This window comes from Prevotella sp. E9-3 (assembly GCF_022024015.1).
Lineage (GTDB): Bacteria > Bacteroidota > Bacteroidia > Bacteroidales > Bacteroidaceae > Prevotella.
The window spans coordinates 3021497-3048000 of the sequence record NZ_CP091786.1; the positions used below are offsets into that span (position 1 = coordinate 3021497).

Below are 26504 nucleotides of genomic sequence, written 5' to 3' on the forward strand. Positions count from 1 at the left end.
AATAAAAAAGAAGTGAAGAGTAAAGGATTTGTTACAACTATAGACCATCGACGCATAATCATCTTATGTGCCTTTCTATTCAATTCATTTACAAATTCTTCACTCTTCACTTTTCGTTCCTCACTTCTTCATGCTCAACTCAAAGATGGATTAGCCTCCTATTACTCCCGTCGCGCTACTGGAGGTAGAACCGCCAGTGGGGAGCGGCTTCACCACGACTCTATGACCTGTGCTCACCGCACCTTTCCACTCGGAACCCTATTGAGAGTAACGAATATAGACAATGGCAAATCGGTGATAGTACGTGTGAACGACCGCGGTCCCTATGTACGGAATCGTATTATTGACCTATCATGGAAAGCGGCTAAGGAAATTGGCATATTGGCTAAGGGAGTAGCCCATGTCACTGTGGAAGAGGCTTATAGCATTACCATTCCATTGCTGGCTCCAGCCATGCGTTTTGAGTTGCCGCGCGTAGAAGAAATGAATGTTGAATTGCCCGACACGCTACGTGCTATCTGGCAAGAAGACGAACTCATTGTTCATCCAAAGAAAAAGAATAAAAACAGAAAAAACAAAGGCTAAGCATCATTGCTCAGCCTTTTTTCTTGTGACAACTTTGAATCGTTTCATTTGTGACTCAATGACATTATCGCCTTGGGCCACGCCCACTTCAACAACTATCTCGCCGTCCTTCAGTTTCTTGTCGGCCACAATGGTTGCCGTATATCGCACACCACTGAAGGGAGCAATACACTCCACTCGCAAGTTAGGCGACACCTTTACGTGGGTATTGGCCGTAACATCCTCTACCAATGGATAAATATCATAGACCGTAGAATGAGTATTGTTCATAATCTCAAACTGAACAGTACACCTTTCTCCACGTGTCAGCACACCATCTTTGTCACTATCCAGAATAAGTGCATTGCGCACCTCCAATGGTGCTTTCCTTGACAGTTCAGCCACTGTATATGAAGGGACATCAGCAGGATAGGTTCCTGGAACACCTTCGCCATCGAAAGTGATGCGGTCATCGTATTGCCCATTATTGGCAGGCTGACGGTTCTGATAGCCAGTATCGTTGCCATACTCACGTGGCGGATACTGCTGTTCCATCCTTTCATTATACTTACGTTCCTGTGCTTTCTCAACGGCAGCGCCAACAGCCGCACCAGCAGCAATACCGCCCACAGTGCCTATCACCGTTCCCATGTCATAGCCACGACGACCGCCACTGATACTACCAATGGCCGAACCTATTACATGGCCGAACTGACCACCTACATAAGCGCCAGTGGCCGTATAGCTGCTGCATCCTGTAAACAATAGCACAGCACTCATCAATAACAAGAAAATTCTCATCGTAATCTCCTCCATTAATTATATACTTTCATTTGCAAAATTAATGATTCATGCGATAAATCCAAAGAATTTGTCCGTTTTTTCTTCATTTTTTCATAATCACCATTCAAGGGCCATCCATTTTTTTAATGGTAAAAGAACTCATTTTCAGTGAAAATGATTATTTTTGCACTAAATTTTATTGTTCCATGGCCAATATCCCACAAGAATTCAACAATTTTTTCCTGAAAGATGTGTCGTTCGTTAACCTTATGACACGACGCATTTTCAATGTTCTCATTGTGGCAAACCCCTACGACGCCTTCATGCTTGAAGACGATGGGCGAGTTGATGAAAAAGTGTTCGATGAATATACCGAACTGGGCATGCGCTACCCACCTACCTTCAAACAGGTTTCTACTACGGAAGAGGCCAACACCGTACTTCAGAATACAAATATTGACTTGGTAATCTGTATGCCTGGTACTGCCGACAACGATGCTTTTACTGTGGCGCGCGAAGTGAAGAGTCAGCACCCCAATATTCCTTGCGTGGTGCTTACCCCATTCTCGCATGGCATTACCAAGCGCATGCAAGACGAGGATATGTCAATCTTCGACTATGTGTTCTGCTGGCTGGGCAACACGAATCTGATTCTGTCTATCATCAAACTGATTGAGGATCAGATGAACCTGGAACACGATATTATTGAAGCGGGAGTTCAGATGATTCTTTTGGTTGAAGACAACATCCGCTTCTATTCGTCAATATTGCCCAATCTCTATAATTATATTCTGGCTCAGAGCAAGCGTTTCTCTACAGAGGCATTGAACCCGCACGCCGCTGCCCAGCGTAAACGCGGACGCCCCAAGGTTGTGCTGGCCACAAACTATGAAGAGGCGCTAACCATTTATGCAAAATATCACGACAATGTACTGGGCGTCATCAGCGATACGCGTTTCCCTTTGCATACGATGGCCGGCCGACTCTCGCATATCGAAGAAGGCGATGCCGAAGCAGGACTGAAACTCCTTCGTCAGATTCGTAAATGCGATGAGTACGTTCCGTTGATTCTGCAAAGTTCGGAGGTTAAGAACCAGCAGAAAGCTTATGATGAGGGTTACGATTTCCTGGACAAGAACTCCAAGAAGTTCAATGTTGACCTGCGACACTTGCTTGAAGAGCACATGGGCTTTGGCGATTTTATTTTCCGCGACCCTGAAACTCACGAAGAAGTAGCACGTGTATCGTCACTGAAAGAACTACAGGACAATATCTTCAAGATTCCGCACGACTCCCTCATGCACCACATCCGCCGTAACCACATGAGCCGCTGGTTGTGCGCCCGTGCCATCTTCCCTGTTTCGCAGTTCCTGAAACATGTCACATGGCACAAGCTGCAGGATGTTGATGCCCACCGTCAGATCATTTTCGATGCTATCGTACAATATCGCAGAATGAAGAATATCGGCGTGGTTGCCGTATTCGACCGGTTGAAGTTCGACCGCTACGCTCATTTTGCCCGTATCGGTGAAGGCTCTTTAGGCGGAAAAGGGCGTGGCCTGGCTTTCCTGGACAATATCATCAAAAGGCATCCGGAACTGAACCAATTCGAAAAGGCATCCGTACAAATACCGAAAACGGTTGTACTATGCACGGACTTCTTCGACGAATTCATGGACAAGAACAATCTGTGGACGATTGCCCTTAGCGATGCCCCCGACGAAGAAATTCTCCAGCATTTCCTACATGCTCAATTGCCTGACACGCTGATAGCCGACTTCTTCACCTTCTTCGATGCCATCAAGAGTCCTATAGCCATACGCTCCAGTTCGCTGCTCGAAGACAGTCACTACCAGCCTTTTGCCGGTATCTACTCCACCTATATGATTCCATATCTGGAGGATAAATACGAGATGCTGCGCATGCTGGCCTGTGCCATCAAGAGTGTTTATGCATCGGTTTACTACCGCGACTCAAAGGCTTACATGACAGCCACCCAGAATGTCATAGACCAAGAAAAAATGGCTGTTATCCTACAGGAAGTAGTGGGCCAGCAGTATGGTGACCTCTACTACCCCACTTTCTCGGGCGTGTTGCGTTCACTGAACTACTACCCAATTGGCGATGAAACGGCCGAAGAGGGTATTGCATCGCTGGCTTTAGGTTTAGGAAAATATATTGTAGATGGCGGACAGACACTTCGCGTGTCGCCCTACCATCCCCATCAGATTCTTCAAACCAGTGAAATGGAGACTGCCCTTCGCGACACACAGACACGTTTCTATGCACTCGACATGAGTCATGTGGGTGACGACTTTAAGGTTGATGATGGATTCAACATCAAAAAGATTCGTGTAAAGCAGGCCGACCAGGATGGTTCGCTGCGCTACATAGCCTCAACTTTCGATCCCATCGACCAAGTTATTCGTCCTGGGTTGTACGAAGGTGGTCGGAAAATCATCTCGTTCGACGGTGTACTTCAACAAGGCATATTCCCCTTGCCAGAACTATTGCAGTTATGTCAGAAATTAGGAGCTGATGAGATGCGCCGACCTGTTGAGATAGAGTTTGCCTGCAATCTGTACAACGGAGAAAACGGGAACGAGCATGGTGAGCTTGGCGCTTTCTATCTGCTTCAAATCCGTCCCATCGTTGATTCCAAACAAGTGCTCGACGAAGACCTTCAGAAGATTCCCGATGAAGACTGTCTGCTACGTTCCAACAACTCGTTGGGCCATGGCATTTCTGAAGATGTGGTGGATGTGGTCTATGTGAAGACTGACGAGAACTTCACCGCAGCCAACAATCCTCAGATAGCCAGTGAGATAGAACAGATAAACCGTCGTTTCCTGGATGGAGAGTTCATTATACCCAACAACGACAGCGAAAGCGACTGTAATGTTGTGAAGGGAGCCAACTATGTCCTTGTTGGTCCAGGCCGATGGGGCTCAAGTGACTATTGGTTGGGTATTCCTGTGAAATGGCCTCATATTTCGGCAGCACGCGTCATAGTGGAAGCAGGATTGAAAAACTATCATGTCGATCCTTCGCAAGGCACCCATTTCTTCCAGAACCTCACATCCTTCGGTGTGGGCTATTTCACCATCAACACCTACACAGGTGATGGTGTGTTCCAAAAGGAAATACTCGACAGTATGCCTGCCATCAGCGAAACAGAGCACGTGCGTCATGTACGATTCAGCAGTCCATTGAAAATCATGATGGACGGAAAAAAACAAACTGGCGTGGTTCTGCTGCCGGAGGAGTAGAATTGCTTCTCTTTTTCTGGTAACTTTGCAGCCAGGAAGGCTCCTCAGATGGAAAACACGATTAGAAATTGTGTCCCCCATCTGAGGTTAATATAAAAAGGACAATAGCCTTGACACAGTTCAACTTACACTACCTCCTACAGGAGGCTTTTCTAGGGCCAAATGCTGATATTGTGAAGGTGTGAGGCCTGTAATCTTTTTGAATGTACGGGTGAAGTGGCTGCGCGATTTATAGCCAAGTCCTTCGGCGATGGTCTCATTGGTCATCGCACCGTAATGTTCAAAGTCAGTAAGACGTTTGCAGGCCTCACGAATCCGATACTCATTAAGTACCGTATTGAAATTCTTGTGCATGGTGTCGTTGATGGCCTGCGACACATAACGTTCGTGAACTCCAATAGCCTGAGCCACGCGTTCAACCGTTAAGTCTTGCTGGGCTATAAAATTCACGTCATCAAGCAATCCATAGACTTTCTCCATTAACTGGTTCAACTCCTCATCATCATTGTCAGACAATAGCTTTTCCTGACTTTTTTCATTTTGTTCGGAAGTCTCTGATGAAGGCTCACTACCCATCTGGTCATCTTTCTGCAAACGACTGATAGTTTCTTTCAGAGAGTCTATCTCGTTCTGGCGAGCAGTAAGTTTGTGAGTGTAATTCGTTCGTAATTGTTTCTCGCTATCTGCTCTCTTCACCAGTTCATCATTCATACGATACAAATCCTTATTACTGGCTACAAGATCTTTGTTCTTCTTAATAGCATAGGCCAATGCCAGTAGTACGAACAAAAGGGATACTACGCTCACAATTGCTACAAGACTGCGCGTATGTTTCTGCTGATTGAGTGTTTCTACCTGTCGGGCATACTTATCTATTTCATGGAAGAACTCAGTGTTTTTTATTTTTTCCAATTCATCTGCTGTATTGATTGAGTCTTTTAAACTCATATACTGAAATTTCGCTTCACGCGAAGCTTCCAGTTTTCCCATTTGAAACAAATATTCTGTCTGCAGTTCATAAATCAGCATCAGCATGTACATTGCTCCAGAAGCACGTGTTTCTATCTCTGCCTTTTTCAGCCATCGGAGGGCCTCAGCATAGTTTTGCATACGCTGATATGCACTTGCAATATAAACAGAAGAATTATTGGCATCGTCAAATCCTTCTTTTTGTTTAAAATTCCGGAAAAGACTAATGGCCTCATCATAATGACCCTGACGCAAAGCCTGCATGCCATGTACAACAGCCATTGTGGACCTATAAAGACTATCCTTTTCCTGTCCTTCTGCCTCGGAGAAACGTTTCACCCAATTGTCGATGGAATCCAGTTTTTCCGTACGCCAGCAAAGAAAAAGAAGATTCTGAAGCGAGTTCTGCAATGAATTCCAGTCTTTTTGCTCTAGGCTAAAGTCAAAGGCTTTTTCCAAATACTCCTTCGCGTGCGCGTAATCATTATAGAATAAATAAATACCGGCAATATTGTTGTAACTCTGATAAACCGGCTGTTCAGCAATCTGCATGGCTTTTTTGTAATATGAGAAAGCCAGTGAATAATTGGAATGAATCTGACAAATAGCGCCTGCGTTGTTCAAAGCATAAGCGCAAATACGTTTTTCTTCGCTACTCATGCCTGTATTGTATCGTCCTGCAACAATCGTAAAACAGACCATGGCATCGTCCAGTTTGTTGTCAGTAAGAAGGGCGTGTCCCTTACGATACAATTTATCGGTAGGCAGGTTCGCATATTGCTTATACAACTGCTGAGCATTAATAGAATCCTGCGCACAGAATGCATTTGAGTGGCATATTAGTGTAAGAAAGACCACTAAAATGATTCTAATTCGTGTCCATTCACGAATAGGCACATATTTCAAGGCTATGATTGACTTCAATTTCATCATTTATACGTACTTTTGCTTGCAAAAATACAAAGATTTACCCACAAAAGCTATATTTTTATGAAGAAAACAGTACTTTTAACTTTCACTTTGTTATTTTCTACCACACTTACGGTATGTGGTCAAAGTGTAAGGGTGATGAAAGAAACACCCAAATTTACTGTTGAACAATTAGTTCAACAAGGTATCAACAAGAACGATGTTACCCATTTGGCAAATGCCAATACAGTGACAGGTCTGGGAAAAAACGTACCGAAGCGTACTTACCCAGTAGGCGATTCACGCAACAACACGAAGCCCCTGCAACGTGCAAAAGCTGAAGAACAACCCTTGGAACTGTTCACAGTAGCCCAGTCATACCATAAGGGATATAGTTTCAACTATAATGGTGGTGATGTGTTTACCTATAGCATAACGCTCACGCGCGAGGGTAATAAGGTAACGATAAACAATCTGTTCGACATGGAGGCTCAAAGTGCCGGCTCGTGGTCGGTAAGTAAAGACTTGCCAATAGAGGGTACATATGATGAAACGGAGAAGACCATCACCATTCCTGTAGGCACCGTTTGTGGTGACTATGGCGGTTATTACGATGCTATATTGAGTGGCGGAACTGTCAGCGAGAATGGTGTGCTCACTCCATCGGCTGAGGTAGTGTTTGACGTAGAGGGCGACTTTGAGCGAATCACTGCACGCGAAGCAGTGGCTGCTACTTATACCTATGGTACTATCCGCATCTATAAGTCATTCACTGCCGCAGTGGCAAAAGCCGACGTTGCAAATCTCATATCTTTCACTGAGGACATGGACTTTGGCGAGACCTTTGTAGGAAACGATGCCACACGCACTGTTCAGCTGATTAATACCGGTGGAATGGATGCAGACTTTTCTATCGTTCTTGACAGTGATGATGACAGTTATACTGTGACTCCACAGGCAGGTACGGTTCCTGCAAAATCAGTTCTTGAGCTGGTATTTACGCTCAACAACAATACAGCTGGAGAATACGAGGGTATTGCCACACTTACCTACGACAATGGAACATCAGAAGAAAATCTGGTATTCTCAATGAATGGTAAGGTGAAAGACTATCCCAACTATTCAGCTATTGTAAAGGAAGGTGACTTTACTTTCACTACTGGCATTGATTTCCCATTTGAAATCACTGACCTTGGCGATGGTACCACAGTTGCCCAAAGCGGTACCCACGGTGCATATGGTAATTCTTATTTAGAGGCTAAATTCACTGTGCCGGAAGGAAAACTGGGTACTCTATCCTGGAAAGGCAAGAGCAACAACTCAAGCTATTGGTATCAGTGTGCCGGTGGTTACTTCGTTGATGACTTGACAACAGCAGTTGCATCCTTTACCGGTACTGATGAAGACATTAGCAGTTCTATTGAGTTTGCACCTGGCGAACACTTCGTTCGTTTCCAGTACGACGGCTACTATTATACAGGCTTAGAGGAAAACAAACTCTACGTGTATGACCTCTCACTGACCACAACAGATATACAGAGTAATGCTGCCGAACTTCTGACTCCAGAAATAAAATTAGGCAATTTTGTGCTGAAGACTGGTGAATCGCATGGAACAGCCAACATCATCATCCGCAATAAGGGTGCCAACGAGCTTAAGGTGACTTCTGCCAATAGCGACAATAACGAGTTTACTCCCCAACCCACTGCCGATGGCGCTGCAACGCTAAAAGACTTGATTATCCCCGTTGAGTTTGCTACAACCACACCTGGTGAAAAAACAGCCAACATCACGCTTATTACCACTGCAGGAACCTTTAATGCCACAGTAAAAGCCAACGTGATGGCCATGCCCGACTTTGCATCGGTTGTTTCAGAAGGTGTAGAATATATGTCGTTCGATGTGAACGAGCAGTACCCATTCACTGTTGAAAACGGAAAAGCCTGGAACAAGAATGCCGGAGAGCCTAACGATGTTGCTAGTCAGTCATCATTTACCATCAGTTTTACCATTCCTGAAGGTAAGATTGGTTACTTCACATGGGATGGTGAAGCATGGGGTGATACAGAACAGAGTTATAACTACTGCGGTGTTGACATGAATGATGCTCCCCGCATGACTTCCGGGTCTGCCGCTTTCTACCAAAAGGGTAATGGTGCTTCTGCTGGTTCAGCCGATCTCGATGATGCATGGCAGGCTTTCACCCAATGTATTGCCGGTTTCCACTCTTTCCGCTTCTTCTATCAGAAGGCCGGCAATGGTATAATTCCCGAGGGTGACAAATATGTAGTAAGCAATATCCGTCTGGTTGTAGAAGACTTCGAAAAATTTAATGCAGAACTGAACGAGAAAGAGGTTACATTCAAGGAATCCTATGTCGGTCCACAACGATATACCACTGCTACTGTAAGTCTGAAAAATACCGGTTCAGAACCACTAGAGGTTACTGAAATCAGTGCTAACGAGCCATTCTATGGTATTGTTCCCCAAGAAAAAGCCAAATTCGGAAGCAGTATGAATGTCGAACTTTGGTTCTACCCAAGTGAGAAGGGTACTTTTGATAAGGATATTACGATCAAGACTAGCGCTGGCGATTTCACCGTAGCTTGTCATGGTGTGGCAAAAGACTATACAGATGAAGGTATTCTCTTCCTTGGCGATTTTGAGGACGATGCCTATGCATGGTCACTGTACGATGCTGACAAGGATGGTTCAAACTGGAACTTGGGTACGAACCTTTGGGGTACTTACTATCCTGACGGCCATTATACCCATGCGGGCGCTCAGTGTCTGGCATCGCCTTCAAACTATTACGCTCCTGACAACTGGACCTTCTCACCTGCTATCACTATTCCGGAAGACGGAGCCACGCTCAGCTATTTCGTAGCAGCCTTCAGTCCAACAACTTGGTTGGAGCACTACAGTTTCTATATCGCCGAGGACATTTCAGACTTAGAGGCTATTAAAAATAAAGGAGCCATTATCGAAGAGACGATGGAAGAAGCTCAGGGCGCTATGGATGGTTGGATTGAGCGAACAGTAGATCTTAAGGACTATGCAGGCAAGACTGTATATCTGTGCTTCCGCCATCACGACACCGAACAGCAGTACCTGATTCGTTTGGACGACGTAATTATTCGCAAGACAGAGGATTCTGGTATCGGTTCAAACTTCAAGAGCGCCCACAAGGCCCAAAGTACATACTTCAATGCTGCCGGACAGACTACTGCGAAGCCTCAAAAGGGTATTACTATCGTACGGAAACAGTATGAAGACGGTAGTGTGAAGACCTTCAAAGCTATAGAGCGTTAACAATCTTATCACTTAATAATTATTCGATTGATGAAACATTTTTCAATCATTCTTCTGACTTTGCTCACTCTTTGCGGAGTGGGCAAAGCTCAGATTAGCGGACTCAGCATTGGCTATTGTGCAGGCGAGTTAGGTTCCAACCCAACGGGATTCAATTCAACCACATCGGGCGACCAGATTAGTGCAGCCATATATGTTCCTGCCGATCAGATACAGGCCTACAAGGGAAATCATATTGATGAGATCCGTGTAGGACTGGCCAGTAAGCTGAATGTCAACAATATGACGGTATGGCTGCGCTCATCACTCACAGGTAGCGATTTGGCTTCAGCTACTATTGAAAGTAGCGACATTGTCAAAGGATGGAACACTTTAAAATTTGAGACCCCATATGACATTACCGACACAACGCCAGGCCTCTACATAGGTTACACATTCACTCAGAAAAACACTTCAAAGGCGATAGCCGTTGTCGGACTGCCACAAGCCAACGCTCTTTTTACCAAGTTGGGAACGACAGTCGAATGGGCCGACCGTTCTGCTGAAGGAACACTCGCCATCGAAGCACTTGTTTACGGTGACAATCTTCCCAAACACAACCTGTCGCTCATATCAATGAATACGCAGAAAGTATTTGTTGTTGACAAAGGCACCTTTTCTGCATCACTTCTGATACGCAACGTGGCTCAGCAGACCATCAGCGGTTTTGATGTGATATGCAAAGTCGATGGACTTAGCGAAAGGTATTCTGCTCATATTGAAGAGTCGATTGCTTATGGTGAGGTAAAGGAAGTCGAAGCAAACTTCATTTTGACAAGTATCACCTCAAACAATCCAGACACGCGCACAGTAACCATCACTATCGACAACCTGAATGAAGGTACAGACGAAGCCATGAGTGACAATTCTCTACAGACCACTATCCAGGTGGTGAACCACGATTTCACGCGTGTTCCCCTTGTTGAGGAATTCACTACCGAAAAATGTACCAATTGTCCACGTGTAGCGGCTTATCTGCATCATGCTGCTGAAGACGAGCGTTTTGCCGGCCGATTCAATAGTGTGGAACACCATTCTGGTTACTACACCGATGTTTACACCATTCAGGCCGACACCCAATGGGAGTGGTTCTATGATAATGTCTATGCGCCAGCCATTATGCTCGACCGTTCTCCTGAATATGGCGATGTTGCTCAGACTGCTGTTTATTGTCCCACGTCACAGAGCCAGTTTGACAACTACCTGCAACGCGAACTTCTTAAATCTGCCTTTGTCAGTCTAAAAATTGACGTAAAGCCAAATGATACTGACTACACCCTTGATATCACTGTCAGTGGAGAACGTTCAAAAACCGATCTCACCGTTAATCCCGCACGTATCACTGTGATGCTGACCGAGACCAATCTTGTGAGCACAAATCAGGCAGGCTATAGTGGTGAATACACCCATGTCAATGTGGGGCGTCGCGTCAATGCAATATGGGGTGAGGAATTAGAGTGGCAGGGCAACAACTACACCTACCACTGCACGTTGAGTTATAGCCCGGCATATGTAAAAAAGAATATGGGAATCCTTGCTTTTATCCACGACGGAGACCGCAGCGACAAACTGTCATGGGAAGTTTGTAACAGTGCTTCAGTACCTGCTTTTAACGGTAACAACGAATCTGGTATCCACATGGCAGGAAACAATTCCGAAAACAACCTGCAATATTACGACCTGCACGGAAATAAGCGTTTATCTCCACAATCAGGTCTCAATATTGTAAAGCAGGGAAATAAGGTAAGGAAGTTCTATTATTGACCGCCAAGGAGGGCGAAATAATCTATCACGGATTCCCACGTTTTGAACGTGTCGGAACCGAACTCCAAGAAGGTGGCCATCGAGTCACCTTCTTTCTTTTTGGCCAACAGATAGTCACCATAGAGCAAATCCCTGCGATGGGTATAGACCACATGATGCCAAGCTGGAACATTGATATGTTCGTCTATCCACGACTGAACGCTATAGTCGTCAGCCACAAAATACACCTGATAATGTTCTATCAGCTGGCGAACAGCCTTCATCATCGATGAAGCCGGTTGCATGCGGCCATCCATCAAAGTTTCTACACCTATATATAATATTGGACGCTGACGCTGCTCCTGACGGTCGTCAATCCATCGGATTACTGGCACTACGGCATTCATGAACGAACGGTCGTCCATTCGATGTTCGCCATGAAAAGAAATGCTTTGACTGTAATGCTCCTCAAACAGGCTTTTGGTATGAACCAACGGGTCTTCGTCACCAAAAAGACCGAACACTCGTTTCTGCTCTTCTTCATCTTCGGCACTGGCAAAGTTCTGTTCCGACACTTGACGGTATTCTTTCACCAAGGGCTTATCCACATAGAATTCCTGAACGCCATCCTCACGAGGTGAGAAAAACTGCTGTTTTCCCGTAAGTCCGTGCTCACTCATCGTATCTGCAATGCGGAACGCGGGATTGGTCAGGATGCGGTCATAACCGTAGAGCATCTCGGCGTACATACCTCCCATGGAGGTTCCAATGATGAGCGACGGCTGTTCCTTCTTGCAAGTATCGTGCAACAGGACCATCGCCTCCTCTGGATGGAGAGGAAGATCAGGAGCCACCACATGTGCATTAGGCAGTACCTCGCGCAGTCGGACCACGGTGCCAGACTGGCCACTACTGCCAAATCCATGAACATAAAGAATGGTTTTGCCCGACATCAGTTCGGGAAACTGTTTGATATACTGATTTTCCATAATTATGCGCAAAGTTAGGTATTTTCTGCCGAATGTGGCTGCTGCGAGGTTAAAATATCATAATTCCATGGAACTTTATGCGTTTTTGCACGTCATATCAGTAAATTTGCAGTGCCATACTGTGGCAGAAACGGCTGCAGTAAGCCTGAATTTGTAACTTAAAACGATTATTGATAATGAAAAAGAATTTCATGTTTGTAGCTATCGCAGCCGGACTGCTGTTGAGTAGCTGCGCAAGCAAAAAGGATTTAGTTAATTGTCAGACAGAGAACAAACAACTGACCACTTCACTTCAGTCTGCCCGTGAAGATCTGGCCGCACGTACCGCACGTGTGCAGAGTCTCGAAGAGCAGCTGGCTGCACAGAAAGCGGCTTTGGCTGAGCAGAAGAAGCAGATGGCAAAACTACAGAACTCGCTGGATAAGAGTTTGACAAATGCCTCACAGAACAATGTATCAATTGAGAAACTGGTTGACCAGATCAACGAGTCAAACCAATACATCCGCCATCTGGTAGAGGTTAAATCAAAGAGCGACTCCCTGAACCTGGTGCTTCAGAACAACTTGACCCGCTCGCTCTCGAAAGAAGAGCTTAAGGAGGTTGATGTTCAGGTACTTAAAGGTGTTGTCTATATTTCATTGGCCGACAACATGCTCTATAAGAGCGGTAGCTACGAAATCAACGACCGTGCCGCCCAGACACTGGAGAAGATTGCCAAGATTATCACCGACTATAAGGACTATGACGTACTGATTGAGGGTAACACCGATGATGTACCCATCTCAAAGCAGAATATCCGCAACAACTGGGACCTCTCATGTCTGCGTGCCTCGTCAGTGGTTCAGTGCCTTCAGACAAAATATGGTGTAGATCCTAAACGCCTCACTGCCGGTGGACGCGGCCAGTACAACCCACTGCAGTCGAACGACACTGAAGTAGGACGCCAGCGCAACCGTCGCACCCAGATTATCATCACGCCAAAACTGGATGAGTTCATGGAGCTGATTGGTGAAGCACCTGAAACAAAGTAATTCCAACTACAGGACAGTTTTCTTACCTGCTACAGGGAAAGAGAACTGTCCTTTCCTTTTTTATACCTGAAACACAGGCATAACGACCTTACCACTATTAAAGTTAATAATAACTACAACCCACATGAAGAAACTACTACTGTCTGTCATCATGGCAACATCGGCCCTTGCTGCTCAGGCTCAAAACATTCAGAAAGGCACCTACGGCTACTTGTATTGCCACATGAGCGATCGAGGCGAATATACAGCCTATGCACTGAGTCGCGATGGCTATCACTACGAAGATATTATTGGAGGCAATCCTATCATGGATCCCAAAGAGCATGCACGCATTGAGGGCGGACAGCGCGATGCGTTCATTACCCGTGCCTGGAACGGAAAGGGCTATGTGATGGTGACCACCGACATGTGTGTGGCCAAGAGCCGGAAATGGGACAATTACGGCATTGATTTATTGAAAAGTGACGACCTGATTCACTGGACCAGCGTAACTTTCGACTACCGCAAAGGAACCAACATTTTCTCGAATCCTGAAACAGAGAGTGTGTATAAAGACTGGTCAACCATTAATCGTGTATGGGCACCACAGATTTTCTGGGATCCTAATTATGTATGGGAAAATGGCGAAAAAGGGGGCTATATGATTTATTATTCCATGCTGAACCGTCCAGAGGAGGAATATGACCGTATGTATTACTCGTATGCCGACAAGTCGTTCACCCGACTGACACAGCCCAAGCTGCTCTTTGACTGGGGCTATGCCACCATCGATGCCGACATCAATCTTCTTCCCGACGGTCTCTATCACATGCTCATCAAGAAAGAAGGTGGAAAGCCTGGCATCTATACGGCCACATCGAAGAATCTGACCAGCGGATGGAGCGAGCCCGTTGAAAACGACTATGTGAGTTTTGAAGGCCGGAAGAAATGCGAGGGTTCGAGTGCTTTCCAACTGATAGGCGACAAGACTTGGCGTGTGGCCTACATACAGTACAGTGACAATCCTAAGCACTACCGCATTTGCGAGGCCGACGAGAATCTGCGCAATTTCAAGAATCCCGTTGACATCCAGGGCGTAACAGGTCCGCAGCACGGTTCGTTTATGCGACTCACCAAGAAAGAATACAAACGACTGAAAAAATGGTCTGACAAAAATAGACGCTGAAAATGAATAACAAAAAACCTTGCTTGCCAAGCATCTGCAGGGGATGGATACTCTGTCTGGCAGCCCTCATTGCAGCTTTTTGCTATATTATTAACTACGAAAGCAACTACCTGCTGCGTGTACAGGAACTGAACCTGTTTCTCTATACCCCACTCTTTTTCAAACAACAACTGGTAGTGCCGGGCGGACTGCTTACCTATCTGGGCACCTACTTTACACAGTATTTCTATTATCCCTGGCTGGGAACCTTATTCCTATGCCTATGGCTGGGCCTGATGATGTGGCTCATAGGCCGAGCCTTTCGTTTCTCAGCCCAATGGACAGTACTCCTGCTGATACCGGCTGCATTGGTACTTATTACCGACTTCAACCTCGGTTATTGGCTGTTCTACCTGAAACTGCGCGGACATTTCTTCATAGCAGTAATGGGCACATCGCTCATTGCCTCACTGGTATGGCTGTACCGTGTGGTTCCGGCACGCTTCACGTTCATGGTGCTGGCTGCCATCCTGGCCTATCCTGTTGCAGGCTTTTACGGACTGCTGGCCGTACTGCTTATGGGCATACTGGCTTGGCGCCTGCCAGGACTGTCACTCACACAGCGCATACTGAACAGCGCACTGGCCATTGTGCTACTGATAGCCGTTCCCAACATCTACTACCGTCAGGTGTATTACCAGACCAACAGCGACTTTATCTGGTGGCAGGCACTACCGGTATATCCGGATTCAGATGCGTTGTCCACCTACTACTATCCCTTCATTCTTCTGGCACTTTTCCTCGTCCTCTCTGCAGCCTTGTACAGAGTTCAGTGGCCCGAAAAATGGCTTAAAGCTCAGTGGCAGCGTCTTGCCACCCAACTGCTGATTGCTGTAGTAACGGTATTCTGTTGTTGGAACTTCTGGTATAAAGACCAGACCTTCCATGAGGAACTGCAGATGGAGCTGTATGTTGCCAATTCCAATTGGGAAGGGGTGCTGAAAGTGATGCGACAGCACGAAGGTGAGCCCACTCGCATGATGGTGATGTACAAGAACCTGGCTTTGTTCAAACTGGGACGGGCCGGCGATGAGATGTACAACTATGCCGATGGTTCAAAAAAACTGAACTGCGACTTCGAAGTGCGCATGGCCCAATTAGGCGGAAAGTATATCTACCTGAACTACGGACTGCCCAACTACTGCTACCGCTGGTGTCTGGAGGACGGAGTTGAATACGGGTGGAGAGCCGAACATCTGAAGTTTCTGGTACGCTGTGCCTTGTTGAACGATGAATGGAAAGTGGCCAAGAAATACATTGATATACTGAAACAAACACGTTTCCACCGCCAGTGGACTGAGCACTACGAACAGTTGGCCAACTCCATGGCCAGCGATATGACAGGAAAACCATGGGCAGTTGTACTGAAAGATGCCGAGTTAGGTCCTATCCGCCACATCATGTCGCCTGCCGACATCTTGGGCAGTGACCAGGCACTCATTGAGTTGTTCCTGCTCAACCTGCAAGCACACCGGATAACCCAAGACCCTGTCTGCGCTGAACTCATACTGCTCTCAGCACTGCAACTGAAGGATATTCCCACTTTCTGGCGGGCCTTCAACCAGTATGCCATACTGAAGAAAAACGGACGCATTCCCCGCCATTTCCAGGAAGCAGCGTTCCTCTATGGCAATTTGGAACACAACGTTGACATCAGTCACATGCCTTTCGACCCTGCCATCCCTGCCAGTTATCAGGCTTTCATGCAGGCTGCCCAGCAGTGTCAGGGCATGACCGAGGAGCAGATGAAGGTGGCCCTGCGCTCACGCTTCGGCAACACGTTCTATTACAATTATTTCCTCATGCGCAACATGAAAACGTATTGAGAAATCGACAAATCGAGAAATGAAATGAAAACAACGATCAACAAACTAATAGGCGGCATCATTCTGGGAGCACTTCTCTGTGCTTGTCAGGGAGCGCACGTACCCGAATCCTTCACCCAGTTAGACAGCCAACCCGCCATCTACCCCGACTACGTGGGTGTTACTGTTCCTCAGAACCTGGCACCCCTGCATTTTCAACTCACCACCGACTGTGAAGAGGTTGTGACGCGATTCACCGCCAAAGACGAGGAACTGGTGCTGGGCGGACAAAAAGTGTGTCCCGATCAGGATGAATGGCAAGCACTCGTCAGCAAAGCATTAGACGACAGTATCCTTGTCGAGATGTTTACACGAAGCGGAAAGCAATGGCAACGGTATGAACCTTTTGCCATCTACGTGTCGAAAGATTCTATCGACCCGTGGCTCACTTACCGCCTCATCTCGCCAAGCTATGTCACCTACGAGGAACTAACCATCAACCAGCGTTGCCTTGAGAACTATGACGAGCGTGTAATCTACGACAACATACTCTGCTCTACCGAAACGAATGGTCAGTGCATCAACTGCCACTACAGTCAGCTGGGCAATCCACAGCGCACCCTGTTTCATGCCCGACAGAACCTTGGAGGCACGATGCTCAACATCGACGGACAACTGAAAAAGGTGAACCTGAAGACGGACAGCACACTCTCAGCTGGTGTCTATCCGGCCTGGCATCCGAAGCAGAACATCATTGCCTTCTCAACGAACAATACGATGCAGAGTTTCCACACCCGCGACATCGACAAGATTGAAGTGCTGGATGCCCAGAGCGATCTGATTCTCTACGATCCGGAGACCAATCAGGTGGACATTATTGCCGACGACAAGAACGAGTTTGAGACCTTTCCTTGCTGGACACCCGACGGCCGCTGGCTCTACTACTGCTCGGCCCACTTTGAATGGCGCGACAGCACCCAGGAGGAAAGCACTGAGTGCATTCTGCGGTATAAGGACATCAAATACAATGTCTATCGAAAGGCATTCAATCCCGAAACCCGCACCTTCGGTCCGCGTGAGAATGTGTTCATAGCCGACTCGCTGAATCTCAGTGCCACCCTTCCACGCATATCGCCCGACGGGCGGTTCCTGCTGTTGGCAGTGGGGCAATGGGGAACTTTCCACATCTGGCACCGTGATGCCGACCTCTGGATGATGGATCTTCAAACCGGTCATTTAGGTCCCCTTAAAGGCATCAACAGCCCTTCGGTTGAATCGTTCCACAACTTTAGTTCAAACGGGCGCTGGATTGTGGTGAGCAGTCGCCGTGATGATGGCAACTTCACCCGTCCCTTCTTTGCCCATTTCGACAAGGACGGAAAGGTAACCAAGCCATTTGAACTGCCAACAGAAGATCCCAACTATCACCGCGAATTTATGAAGAGCTATAACGTGCCTGAGTTTATGCGCGGTCCCGTTGAAGTGAAACCACAGGAGTTTGCCGACATGCTGAAAAAAGAGGCCACCCAGGCAAACTTCGGTGGAAGGAAGTAATAATAACCCTTAAACACATAGTATTATGATATTAATAGCTGATAGCGGAGGTACCAAGACCGATTGGACCCTACTCCATTCGCCCTATCCCACCCGTTGGGACGTTATACAGACTTTTCAGACACAAGGCATCAACCCCATTCATCAAACGCCAGAGGTAATCCGGAACATCATCGGACAGGAGGTGCTCTCGCAGTTATCTACCTTCTCGCGGGCATCGTCCATGGATACCCAGTTGCTGGAAAAGCCTCTGTTATCGCAGCTCGATGTGTTTTTCTATGGCAGCGGTTGCACACCTGTCCAAGTGCCTTTCATGAAACAGATACTGGGGCAGTTCTTCCCAGCTGAGAGAGTACAGGTATATAGCGACCTCATGGCCGCCGCACGCGCGCTGTGCCAGCACGACGCCGGCATTGCCTGTATCTTAGGAACGGGTGCCAACAGTTGTCTGTACGATGGTCAAGACATTATTCAGAACACCCCTGCCCTGGGTTATATCCTTGGTGATGAAGGGGGTGGAGCCGTATTGGGACGTATGTTCATGAATGCCATCTTCAAGAACCCACAGTTTGCAACCATCCGCGACAGCTATCTGGCTGAAACAAAACTCACCCAGGCAGACATCATCAACAAGGTGTACCGCGAACCGATGGCCAACCGCTTCCTGGCCACCACCTCGCTGTTCATCTCCCAGCATATTGAGAATCCGCTGCTGCGCGACTTGGTGGTTCAGAACTTCCGCCAGTTCTTCCGCTGCAACATCATCCCCTACCATCGTCCCGACCTGCCCGTTCATTTCATCGGCAGTATGGCCTATTACTATCAGGAGCAACTGGCTGCAGCTGCCGAACTTGAAGGTTTCCAACTAGGACTCATTGTAAAGAGCCCCATGGAAGGTCTTATTACCTACCACAGCGTGTAAAACTGGAAGACACCCAAAGAAATCGCAAAATAAATTATAGCTATAATCACGACAATTATAGCTATAATTTTTCGAATTATAGCTATAATTTACTAAAGTTTCCCACTTGCCATTTTATAGGCTTTTTCAAATGATTGTATCTTGTAATTTACAGATAAACAATTCATTAACATTTTGCAAACGTAAGTTAATGCTCTATATCAATAGTCTGCTACAGCATCTAATGGTGACAAAGCAAGTAGGATTGCTTCAAGCTCATCAACAGTCTGTGTACCTTCCATCAAATTCTCCATGGTATCAGCCACATTGATGCAGAGTTTTACTGCCAACACGTTAAGCAGATTCTTGATGATCTCCAGTGTACGGCGCCATTGAGTGAGCTCAAACAATTCTCGTCTTGTCTCACGGAACAACTCTCCAAGTGCTTCATACTGGTTGAACCGCTGGCCCAATGTCAGCACCATGTGCGTCATAAGACAGAGCGTGCAGTCGGCAATTTGCTCGTCGAAATCTGTACCCTGGTATGAGCCAAGTCCAAGATATTGCCGGCACTCCTTTATCAGCACTTCTATATTCCAGCGTATTTGGTATATCTCAAAGGCTTCCACAAACTTCATGTGGGTGTCCGTCGTGACAATAGCGTCCCAATTCTTATTCCGTCCGACTCTGATGAAGAATATCTTCACACATGTATCCCCCATCATCACCCGTTGCTCGAAATACATGCACTTATACTTGCGGCACACAACAGCCTCACGCTCGTGCAAGGATATAAGCTCATGAACATTGTATCTGCGTGAGCCGACTGCATACTTGTCCTTTCCCATGGCAAGACGGCCTACGACATGTATCGCTCCACCTGCTATCTTCCTTATAGCGCAAACCAATGGAGGCTTCACAAACCACGTGTCCATCAGTGCATAAGCAGCACAAATGCCAAACTTATAAGCCCTCTCTATCATTTTGGCTACGTTGTCATTCTTCTTGGCATCCAGTTCCTTAAAACGCTCATAGTCAGGATTGCTTTCGCTACGCTCTTTGTGGAACTGCATGGAACGTTCTTTCTTTGAGAGGCTGAAGTCTTCTTTCTTTCCTGCTTCCCGATGCATAGATAAGTCTACTGTATATGTACTGCGTCCATCGAAGAACGCGAGCAGGAGCAGCTTGTAACCGAGTACACACTTGCCAAGGACATGGTCAAACACTCGACTAAGCCCCTCGAAGTGTAGCCCGGTTTTGGTCACAGTTGTGTCATCAACAATATAGCATTTTGGCGCTTCGGTCTCCTCTGCATTTTCTTTGCGTACTATGCTTTGAAAACGCCGTGCCATAGATAGCTGCAGAATCTGCCAGTTCATTTCCGAACGAGCCAACAGACGGTAGAAGCAATTTTTGCCGACCTCAAGAACACCATGGAACTTTGTTAGTGACAAGGAGCCTATTGTCTCACCAAGAATACGGAAAACCATCATGGCCAGAATCTGCTCTGCCATATCTCGCCCGCGCATTTTGTCCAAAGAGTGTTTGGAGAGGATTCTGCCTATGCCAAAACACCTCATGAAGTGCATTATTGCGTCACTAGTCTCACTTTTAACACTCAATATCTTGGTCAACTCACCGATTTTGTTTAATTTTGCAAACATATAAGGAATGTTTAATTGTTTATGTATCAATGATTTATTTGCACTACAAAGATACAAAAACTTTTGGACATTCCTTCTTTTTTCCTTGTGTTTTAAGGCCTTAAGTACGATTTATATGCAAGTGGGAAACTTTAGTAATTTATTTCTACCGATGAACTATTGAAGCAGAAGAGTTATTCTGTTACTTAGCAATAGTTCGCTTTTCAAAAAGCAATGCAATGAGGGGTAAAATAAATTTTGGCCAGAATTTCTGAAATTCTGGCCAAAATTCAAAAAATAATGGCCAAAATTCTAATTGGAAGAATTCAGCATATTGCTCACCATATAATAATTAATCAGCTCTTTGCCATATAAAGCAAAGATAACAGAATTGTATTCATCATAAAAACCGTTATTGACAATTGCTTGGAGAAGTTCATTTCTCTCAGTTAATCTATGCTCCTTATCATAGATCTTGGCCAAGACAAAGCGGGCAATATCGGCTGAAAGCAATGCCATTTGTTCAGCAGATTGACAATTGCCTACACGATGTTCGCCCAGGTTGGCGATAGCTTTCTTGAGTTCAGGCTCCAACTCTGAAAGACTAACCTCACGTCCATTATTGTAGTCAAAATAATAATCACGATCGGCCTTTATCAAAGCCAATGCCAGATAGACATTTAGCACATCGTCCAGGTGGTAATCGATCACATCTCTGCCATTCAGATACCTCTCTCTGAAAATTCTTGTAACTTCATCAACAACACTATCGTAATAATTCCGGATAAATCCATTTGCAACATTCTCAAAGAACTGACTTCCTATACCAGTAAGGAACCTACCATTGGGGTAAGCCGCTTGGGAAATACTAATTTTTGCAACAACATTATCCATAAAGTCATAGAGACAGACCGTGGTCGGCCATACGCTTCTAGATTCCGTAGGCTTAATGGTGACAATGAGCGTTTGATTGTCTTTCAGTTCTTTTTCTAATGAAACAGAACCAACATAAGTCAAACATCTTTCGCTTTCAGTCGAATTCGTTTCTTCTTTTCTCGGTGTCAGATAGAGCTGAACGTCACTGGTGAAGGTTATCTGATAGGTACCGCCTTCTGCAGGTGCCTCTATATGGTCTGTACTGAGATTAAGTGGTTTTGAAGGATCGTGGGCTTCATCGCCAACCACTCCATTACCATCCCAATCGCCATAGTTAATCAGATCTTTAACTGTGATGTCACGTCCCAGCTGCTTATAGCGCTCAACAAGATGTTTGCTAATATTGTCAAGTTTGTCAACCAAATTTTCAAGGTCTTTACTGAACTGGGCCTTGTTTGCTTCAATAAACTGGCCATCATCAGCGAAATCGGCACATAGCTTTGCCAGATACTCCGTAAACTCAGCCTCGCTGCGATTGCCCAAAAGAAGTGAGGAGAAGACAATGAGCGCAGCAGCCTCGTCGGTACCGGCTGCCACGGAGAATTGTGATGCATCCGTTGTGTTGAACTTCTGCAATCCGAAATCCCTGAACAACTCTTCTTGCGCCTGAGCATTCGCTTCCTTGAAACTTTTTCCTTCCTCAACGAGGTTCATGATGCGCTGATACTTCAGATGGGTGAGCAGATTGACGTTCACCGTAGCCTTATCCTGAAGGTCAACAACACTCTGCAGCGTAATCTGTCCATTGGAAAGTTTACCCTTATACTCATTATAGAAATAGCCATTCACACTGAGACGGGCGTAGGGCTGTTCGAACTTCTCGGGCGAGAAAGTGAACGAGCCGGCATCATCGGTAATCGTGGTAGAATAGGTACTGCCTATGGCCTTCAACTGATCGTTCATTGGCTGCATGTTGATAGTAGAGCCGCTTATGAAAGGACCTTTCTCTACCTGACCTTTCACAATAAGTTCGGAAGGCGTAAAATTGGAATCGCCTGAGCCACCATTTTCTTTGGTAATGTCGTTATCGTCATCACCACAACCACTAACAGCTAAAACTGCAAACAGAAATAAAAACTTACAGTTTTTCATTACTTATACTTATAATATGACTATTAATACTCGAACGATGAACCGCCAAGGAACTCACGCAACAGCGAGGTGGGCGGAATTTGTGCTTCTGGAATAGGTTTGATATAGCGGAGGAATTTGCGAAGACGATAGGCCTCGGCATACTCAGGGCAGTTCTCGGGCACTTGCTCTAACAGAGGTTCGGCCTGACTCTTGATAACGGCCAATTCAAAGAGCATGGCCGAATTGAACATCACATCGGCATTTTCCTGGAAAGGGAATATCCACTTATTCTCGCCCTTGCGAACAGAAGGCCAGCGACGGATAGTTTCGCGAGCATCAACACCACGATACTTATGGTCGCGGATGATGCGACGCAACAAACGGTTGTCGGTAGTGGGGATATAGTTGTGGTTGTCCAACAGAAGGGTGGTCAGGGCCGATGCATAGACGCGGAATTTCAACTCGTCGGGAATCTGAGCCGTGAGTTCCGGGTTCAAGGCATGAATACCTTCAACGACAAGGACTTCTTCAGGACTCAAACGAAGTTTTTTGCCGCTCCATTCACTTCTGCCCTCCTGGAAATTGTAGCGGGGAAGTTCGACCTCCTCCCCACGGAAGAGGGCGGCCAGCTGCTCGTTCAGCAACGGGATATTCAGTGCATAGATGCTCTCAAAGTCGTAGTCACCCGTTTCATCGCGCGGTGTCTGGTCGCGATCCAGAAAATAGTCGTCGAGCGAGATGGGCACCGGCTTGATGCCATTGGTGATAAGCTGAACGGAAAGGCGCTTACAAGTAGTGGTCTTACCACTTGACGAAGGACCGGCAATGAGTACCATACGGATGCCGCGGCGATGGGCTATCTCTTCGGCAATCTTCGATATTTTCTTTTCCTGTAGGGCTTCGCTCACCTGAATCAGCAGATTGGTCTTACCATCAGTAATGGCTTCATTCAAATCGCCAATGGTACGCATGCCCATGATATTCTGCCATGAATGGTGCTCCTTGAAAATACCGAACATCTTGTCCTGCATCACTATCTCGCCCAGTTCTTCTGGATTATCGCGTGAGGGAAGACGGAGCAGCAAACCGTCATAGTACTTCTCAAGACCGAAAAGATAAAGCTGGGAAGTGTTGGTGAGCAACGAGCCGTAATAATAGTCGTAATACTCATCAATGTCGTAGAAGGTGGTATAGAGTGATCCGGAGCTCTTCAGCAGTTTCACCTTCGAGAAAGTATGAAGGAAGGTAAACATGCGGATGGCCTCCTCGGTGGTGGTTTCATGACGGTGAATGGGAATGGCCTGGTCGATGATTTCCTGCATGCGCTTGCGAATTTTTCCGGCATCCTCAAGACTCACGGGATGACCGATATCGAGATCAACATAATAGCCATTGCTCACGGGAATATCAATGCTCACCTTGCATTTATCATACAAATCGTGAACAGCCTTGCAAAGCACAAAAAACAGGGTGCGGGTGTAGGCACGAATGCCGGAAGGTGAAGTGATATCAAGGAATTCTACCGACTTAGCCTTATAGATGCGGTAGTGCATTCCCTCTACCTTATTATTGACATGGGCACTGACAGGACCGTGAGGAAGGCTCAGACCGGTCATGGCGTAGAGTTCTTCAAGATTGCTGCCCAAAGGTAATTCGTATTCGGTATTGTTATTGATACATAGAATTTTTACTGTTTGTTCCATAAGCTTTTTTATAACGAGATAATTCGTTGAAATAGGTTTGTACAACAAGTTTCTGCAAAGATAATAAAAAAAGCGTAGTGAAAACTACATTATCGATTTTTTTTTGTATTTTTGTGCCGTTAATTAGCAAACAATATACTACTATACATATGTCTATTCTGATTATTTTCAAGCTTCTGGGTTCACTGGCACTTCTCATGTTTGGTATGAAGTCCATGAGTGAGGCCTTGCAGAAGATGGCGGGTCCGCAATTGCGACACGTCTTGGGAGCTATGACTACCAACCGCTTTACGGGTATGCTGACTGGTATGCTGGTGACAGCTTCGGTACAGTCTTCAACAGCAACGACAGTGATGACCGTTTCGTTCGTGAATGCAGGCTTGTTGACACTGGCACAGGCCATTTCGGTCATCATGGGTGCTAACATTGGTACTACGCTCACAGCTTGGATTATGTCGGCAGGTATGTCGTTCGACATCACATCGGCGGTCTATCCGGCTTTCTTCCTCGGCATCATCCTTATCTACCAAAAGCGCTATCGCTACATAGGCGACTTCCTGTTCGGTTTGTCGTTCCTGCTATTAGGCTTAGGCACGCTGCGTGCCACAGGAACAGAGATGCACTTAGGAGAGAATCAGGCATTGCTGGACTTCTTTGCATCGTTCGATCCCACATCGTTTGTCACCACTATTATATTCCTGCTGTTGGGCGGCATCCTGACGTTCTGCGTACAGTCATCGGCAGCCGTTATGGCCATTACGATGATTCTTTGTTCGAGCGGTGCGCTGCCTATCTATCAAGGTATTGCATTGGTGATGGGTGAGAATATTGGTACTACCGTTACTTCGAACCTGGCAGCCATGTCGGCCAACACGCAAGCACGCCGTGCCGCACTGGCCCACATGTTCTTCAACGTGTTTGGCGTGATTTGGATTCTGTTCATTTTCCGTCCTTTCATCGACATGGTATGCGGATGGGTAGGCTATGATGTAGATATGACCAAAGAGATAGCCGGCACAGGGGCTTTCCTGGCCAACTCGGCAAAACTGAGCTTTGTACTGGCTGCCTTCCACACTTCTTTCAATGTGGCCAACACGATGATTCTGATTTGGTTTATCCCACAGATTGAGAAATTCGTTTGCTGGGTTATCAAGTCCAAGCGTTTCGATGAGGAAGAAGATTTCCGTCTGCATTTCATCACTGCCGGTTTCATGAAGACTCCAGAGCTTTCGGTGCTTGAGGCACAGAAGGAGATTTCTTCATTCTCAGAGCGTATGCAGCGCATGTTCGGAATGGTAAAGGAATTGCTTGACCTGTCGTCAAGCCAGCAGAATAAGAACAAGAACAACGAGCAGACGTTCAACAAGCTGTTTACTCGCATTGAGAAATATGAGAGCATCTCAGACAATATGGAGCTGGAGATTGCCCGTTATCTGGAGAGTGTGAGTGACGCCCATCTGTCTGACGATACGAAAGCAAAGATTCGTGCCATGCTGCGTGAGGTGAGCGAGTTGGAATCTATTGGTGACTCATGCTACAACATGGCTCGCACCATCAACCGTAAGTTCTCTGCCAAGCAGGATCACTTCATCGAGAAACAGTATGAGCACCTGCACCAGATGATGGGACTGACAGACCAGGCTCTTACACAGATGAACCAGCTGATGGGCGGTCGCAAGGAAGCTTTCAACGTGAACCGCACGTTCAACATTGAAAACGAGATCAACAACTACCGTAACCAGCTGAAGGCTCAGAACATCATCGATGTAAACAACCACGAATACACCTATGCCGAGGGTACTATCTACATTGACCTGATCAACGAGTGTGAGAAACTTGGCGACTATGTAGTGAACGTTGTAGAAGCTCGTATGGGTACTCGCCAGCGCGAAGCATAAAACGGCGCAACAGGTTATTCTAAAGCCTTTCAAGAATGCGCTGACCAGCGCGTAGCATATCCATAAAAACTAATAAGCTCAACTATAAAAACTGACAAGCTCGTAGCACATCAATAAAAGCTAACAAAAAAAGCTGTCTGCAGAATTTGCAGACAGCTTTTTTATTGAGTTATTGAAT

Annotated in this window: 16 protein-coding genes; 10 read left to right on the forward strand and 6 right to left on the reverse strand. The window is 46.3% G+C overall.

The window, feature by feature from the left end:
- Nucleotides 1-12 precede the first annotated feature (12 nt).
- Nucleotides 13-585, forward strand: a complete 573-nt coding sequence (locus L6475_RS11825) for a septal ring lytic transglycosylase RlpA family protein (protein WP_237820295.1) — start codon at nt 13-15, stop codon at nt 583-585.
- A 3-nt stretch (nt 586-588) separates the two neighbouring features.
- On the opposite strand, the gene L6475_RS11830 is transcribed toward L6475_RS11825, so the two are convergent.
- Nucleotides 589-1365, reverse strand: a complete 777-nt coding sequence (locus L6475_RS11830; RefSeq protein WP_237820297.1) for a hypothetical protein — start codon at nt 1363-1365, stop codon at nt 589-591.
- A gap of 188 nt (nt 1366-1553) precedes the next feature.
- On the opposite strand from L6475_RS11830, the gene L6475_RS11835 reads away from it, so the two are divergent.
- Entirely contained in the window at nt 1554-4616 is a 3063-nt protein-coding gene (locus L6475_RS11835) for a PEP/pyruvate-binding domain-containing protein (RefSeq protein WP_237820299.1), read from the forward strand.
- Nucleotides 4617-4736: 120 nt separating this feature from the next.
- Here L6475_RS11835 and L6475_RS11840 read toward each other — a convergent pair whose 3' ends face one another.
- The gene (locus tag L6475_RS11840; protein ID WP_237820301.1) at nt 4737-6518 is read right to left on the reverse strand and encodes a helix-turn-helix domain-containing protein; all 1782 of its coding nucleotides are present in this window, start codon (nt 6516-6518) and stop codon (nt 4737-4739) included.
- Nucleotides 6519-6575: 57 nt separating this feature from the next.
- On the opposite strand from L6475_RS11840, the gene L6475_RS11845 reads away from it, so the two are divergent.
- Entirely contained in the window at nt 6576-9806 is a 3231-nt protein-coding gene (locus L6475_RS11845) for a choice-of-anchor J domain-containing protein (RefSeq protein ID WP_237820303.1), read from the forward strand.
- A gap of 30 nt (nt 9807-9836) precedes the next feature.
- A complete protein-coding gene (locus tag L6475_RS11850) occupies nt 9837-11609 on the forward strand; it encodes a hypothetical protein (RefSeq protein WP_237820305.1) in 1773 nt (590 codons plus the stop codon).
- Here the strand turns inward: L6475_RS11850 and L6475_RS11855 are convergent.
- On the reverse strand, nt 11603-12577 hold the full coding sequence (locus L6475_RS11855) for an alpha/beta hydrolase (protein ID WP_237820307.1): 975 nt from the start codon (nt 12575-12577) through the stop codon (nt 11603-11605). The genes L6475_RS11850 and L6475_RS11855 overlap by 7 nt on opposite strands.
- 176 nt (nt 12578-12753) lie before the next feature.
- Between L6475_RS11855 and L6475_RS11860 the strand changes: the two genes are divergently transcribed.
- The 5 genes from L6475_RS11860 to L6475_RS11880 all read left to right on the forward strand — a co-directional run bounded on the left by L6475_RS11860 (nt 12754) and on the right by L6475_RS11880 (nt 19093).
- Complete coding sequence (locus L6475_RS11860) at nt 12754-13608, forward strand: OmpA family protein (RefSeq protein ID WP_237820309.1); 855 nt, start codon at nt 12754-12756, stop codon at nt 13606-13608.
- Nucleotides 13609-13732: 124 nt separating this feature from the next.
- Entirely contained in the window at nt 13733-14773 is a 1041-nt protein-coding gene (locus L6475_RS11865; RefSeq protein WP_237820311.1) for a glycoside hydrolase family 43 protein, read from the forward strand.
- A 2-nt stretch (nt 14774-14775) separates the two neighbouring features.
- A complete protein-coding gene (locus L6475_RS11870; protein ID WP_237820313.1) occupies nt 14776-16638 on the forward strand; it encodes a DUF6057 family protein in 1863 nt (620 codons plus the stop codon).
- A 24-nt stretch (nt 16639-16662) separates the two neighbouring features.
- The gene (locus L6475_RS11875; RefSeq protein WP_237820315.1) at nt 16663-18171 is read left to right on the forward strand and encodes a hypothetical protein; all 1509 of its coding nucleotides are present in this window, start codon (nt 16663-16665) and stop codon (nt 18169-18171) included.
- 25 nt (nt 18172-18196) lie between these two features.
- The gene (locus L6475_RS11880) at nt 18197-19093 is read left to right on the forward strand and encodes an ATPase (RefSeq protein ID WP_237820318.1); all 897 of its coding nucleotides are present in this window, start codon (nt 18197-18199) and stop codon (nt 19091-19093) included.
- Between the two features lie 200 nt (nt 19094-19293).
- On the opposite strand, the gene L6475_RS11885 is transcribed toward L6475_RS11880, so the two are convergent.
- From L6475_RS11885 to L6475_RS11895, 3 genes are all read right to left on the reverse strand, one after another.
- The gene (locus tag L6475_RS11885) at nt 19294-20586 is read right to left on the reverse strand and encodes a transposase (protein WP_237818676.1); all 1293 of its coding nucleotides are present in this window, start codon (nt 20584-20586) and stop codon (nt 19294-19296) included.
- Nucleotides 20587-21027: 441 nt separating this feature from the next.
- On the reverse strand, nt 21028-22743 hold the full coding sequence (locus tag L6475_RS11890; RefSeq protein WP_237820320.1) for a hypothetical protein: 1716 nt from the start codon (nt 22741-22743) through the stop codon (nt 21028-21030).
- Between the two features lie 23 nt (nt 22744-22766).
- Complete coding sequence (locus L6475_RS11895; RefSeq protein WP_237820322.1) at nt 22767-24428, reverse strand: nucleoside kinase; 1662 nt, start codon at nt 24426-24428, stop codon at nt 22767-22769.
- Nucleotides 24429-24577: 149 nt separating this feature from the next.
- Between L6475_RS11895 and L6475_RS11900 the strand changes: the two genes are divergently transcribed.
- On the forward strand, nt 24578-26326 hold the full coding sequence (locus L6475_RS11900; protein WP_237820324.1) for a Na/Pi cotransporter family protein: 1749 nt from the start codon (nt 24578-24580) through the stop codon (nt 26324-26326).
- The last annotated feature ends 178 nt before the right edge of the window (nt 26327-26504 follow it).

Excerpts from the sequence above, each read along its gene's own strand:
- L6475_RS11865 (WP_237820311.1), top strand. The coding sequence starts at position 13,733 with ATGAAGAAACTACTACTGTCTGTCATCATGGCAACATCGGCCCTTGCT.
- L6475_RS11835 (WP_237820299.1), top strand. The coding sequence starts at position 1,554 with ATGGCCAATATCCCACAAGAATTCAACAATTTTTTCCTGAAAGATGTG.
- L6475_RS11875 (WP_237820315.1), top strand. The coding sequence starts at position 16,663 with ATGAAAACAACGATCAACAAACTAATAGGCGGCATCATTCTGGGAGCA.
- L6475_RS11870 (WP_237820313.1), top strand. The coding sequence starts at position 14,776 with ATGAATAACAAAAAACCTTGCTTGCCAAGCATCTGCAGGGGATGGATA.
- L6475_RS11845 (WP_237820303.1), top strand. The coding sequence starts at position 6,576 with ATGAAGAAAACAGTACTTTTAACTTTCACTTTGTTATTTTCTACCACA.
- L6475_RS11850 (WP_237820305.1), top strand. The coding sequence starts at position 9,837 with ATGAAACATTTTTCAATCATTCTTCTGACTTTGCTCACTCTTTGCGGA.
- L6475_RS11860 (WP_237820309.1), top strand. The coding sequence starts at position 12,754 with ATGAAAAAGAATTTCATGTTTGTAGCTATCGCAGCCGGACTGCTGTTG.
- L6475_RS11895 (WP_237820322.1), bottom strand. The coding sequence starts at position 24,428 with ATGGAACAAACAGTAAAAATTCTATGTATCAATAACAATACCGAATAC.
- L6475_RS11885 (WP_237818676.1), bottom strand. The coding sequence starts at position 20,586 with ATGGCAGAGCAGATTCTGGCCATGATGGTTTTCCGTATTCTTGGTGAG.
- L6475_RS11855 (WP_237820307.1), bottom strand. The coding sequence starts at position 12,577 with ATGGAAAATCAGTATATCAAACAGTTTCCCGAACTGATGTCGGGCAAA.
- L6475_RS11830 (WP_237820297.1), bottom strand. The coding sequence starts at position 1,365 with ATGAGAATTTTCTTGTTATTGATGAGTGCTGTGCTATTGTTTACAGGA.
- L6475_RS11900 (WP_237820324.1), top strand. The coding sequence starts at position 24,578 with ATGTCTATTCTGATTATTTTCAAGCTTCTGGGTTCACTGGCACTTCTC.
- L6475_RS11880 (WP_237820318.1), top strand. The coding sequence starts at position 18,197 with ATGATATTAATAGCTGATAGCGGAGGTACCAAGACCGATTGGACCCTA.
- L6475_RS11890 (WP_237820320.1), bottom strand. The coding sequence starts at position 22,743 with ATGAAAAACTGTAAGTTTTTATTTCTGTTTGCAGTTTTAGCTGTTAGT.
- L6475_RS11840 (WP_237820301.1), bottom strand. The coding sequence starts at position 6,518 with ATGATGAAATTGAAGTCAATCATAGCCTTGAAATATGTGCCTATTCGT.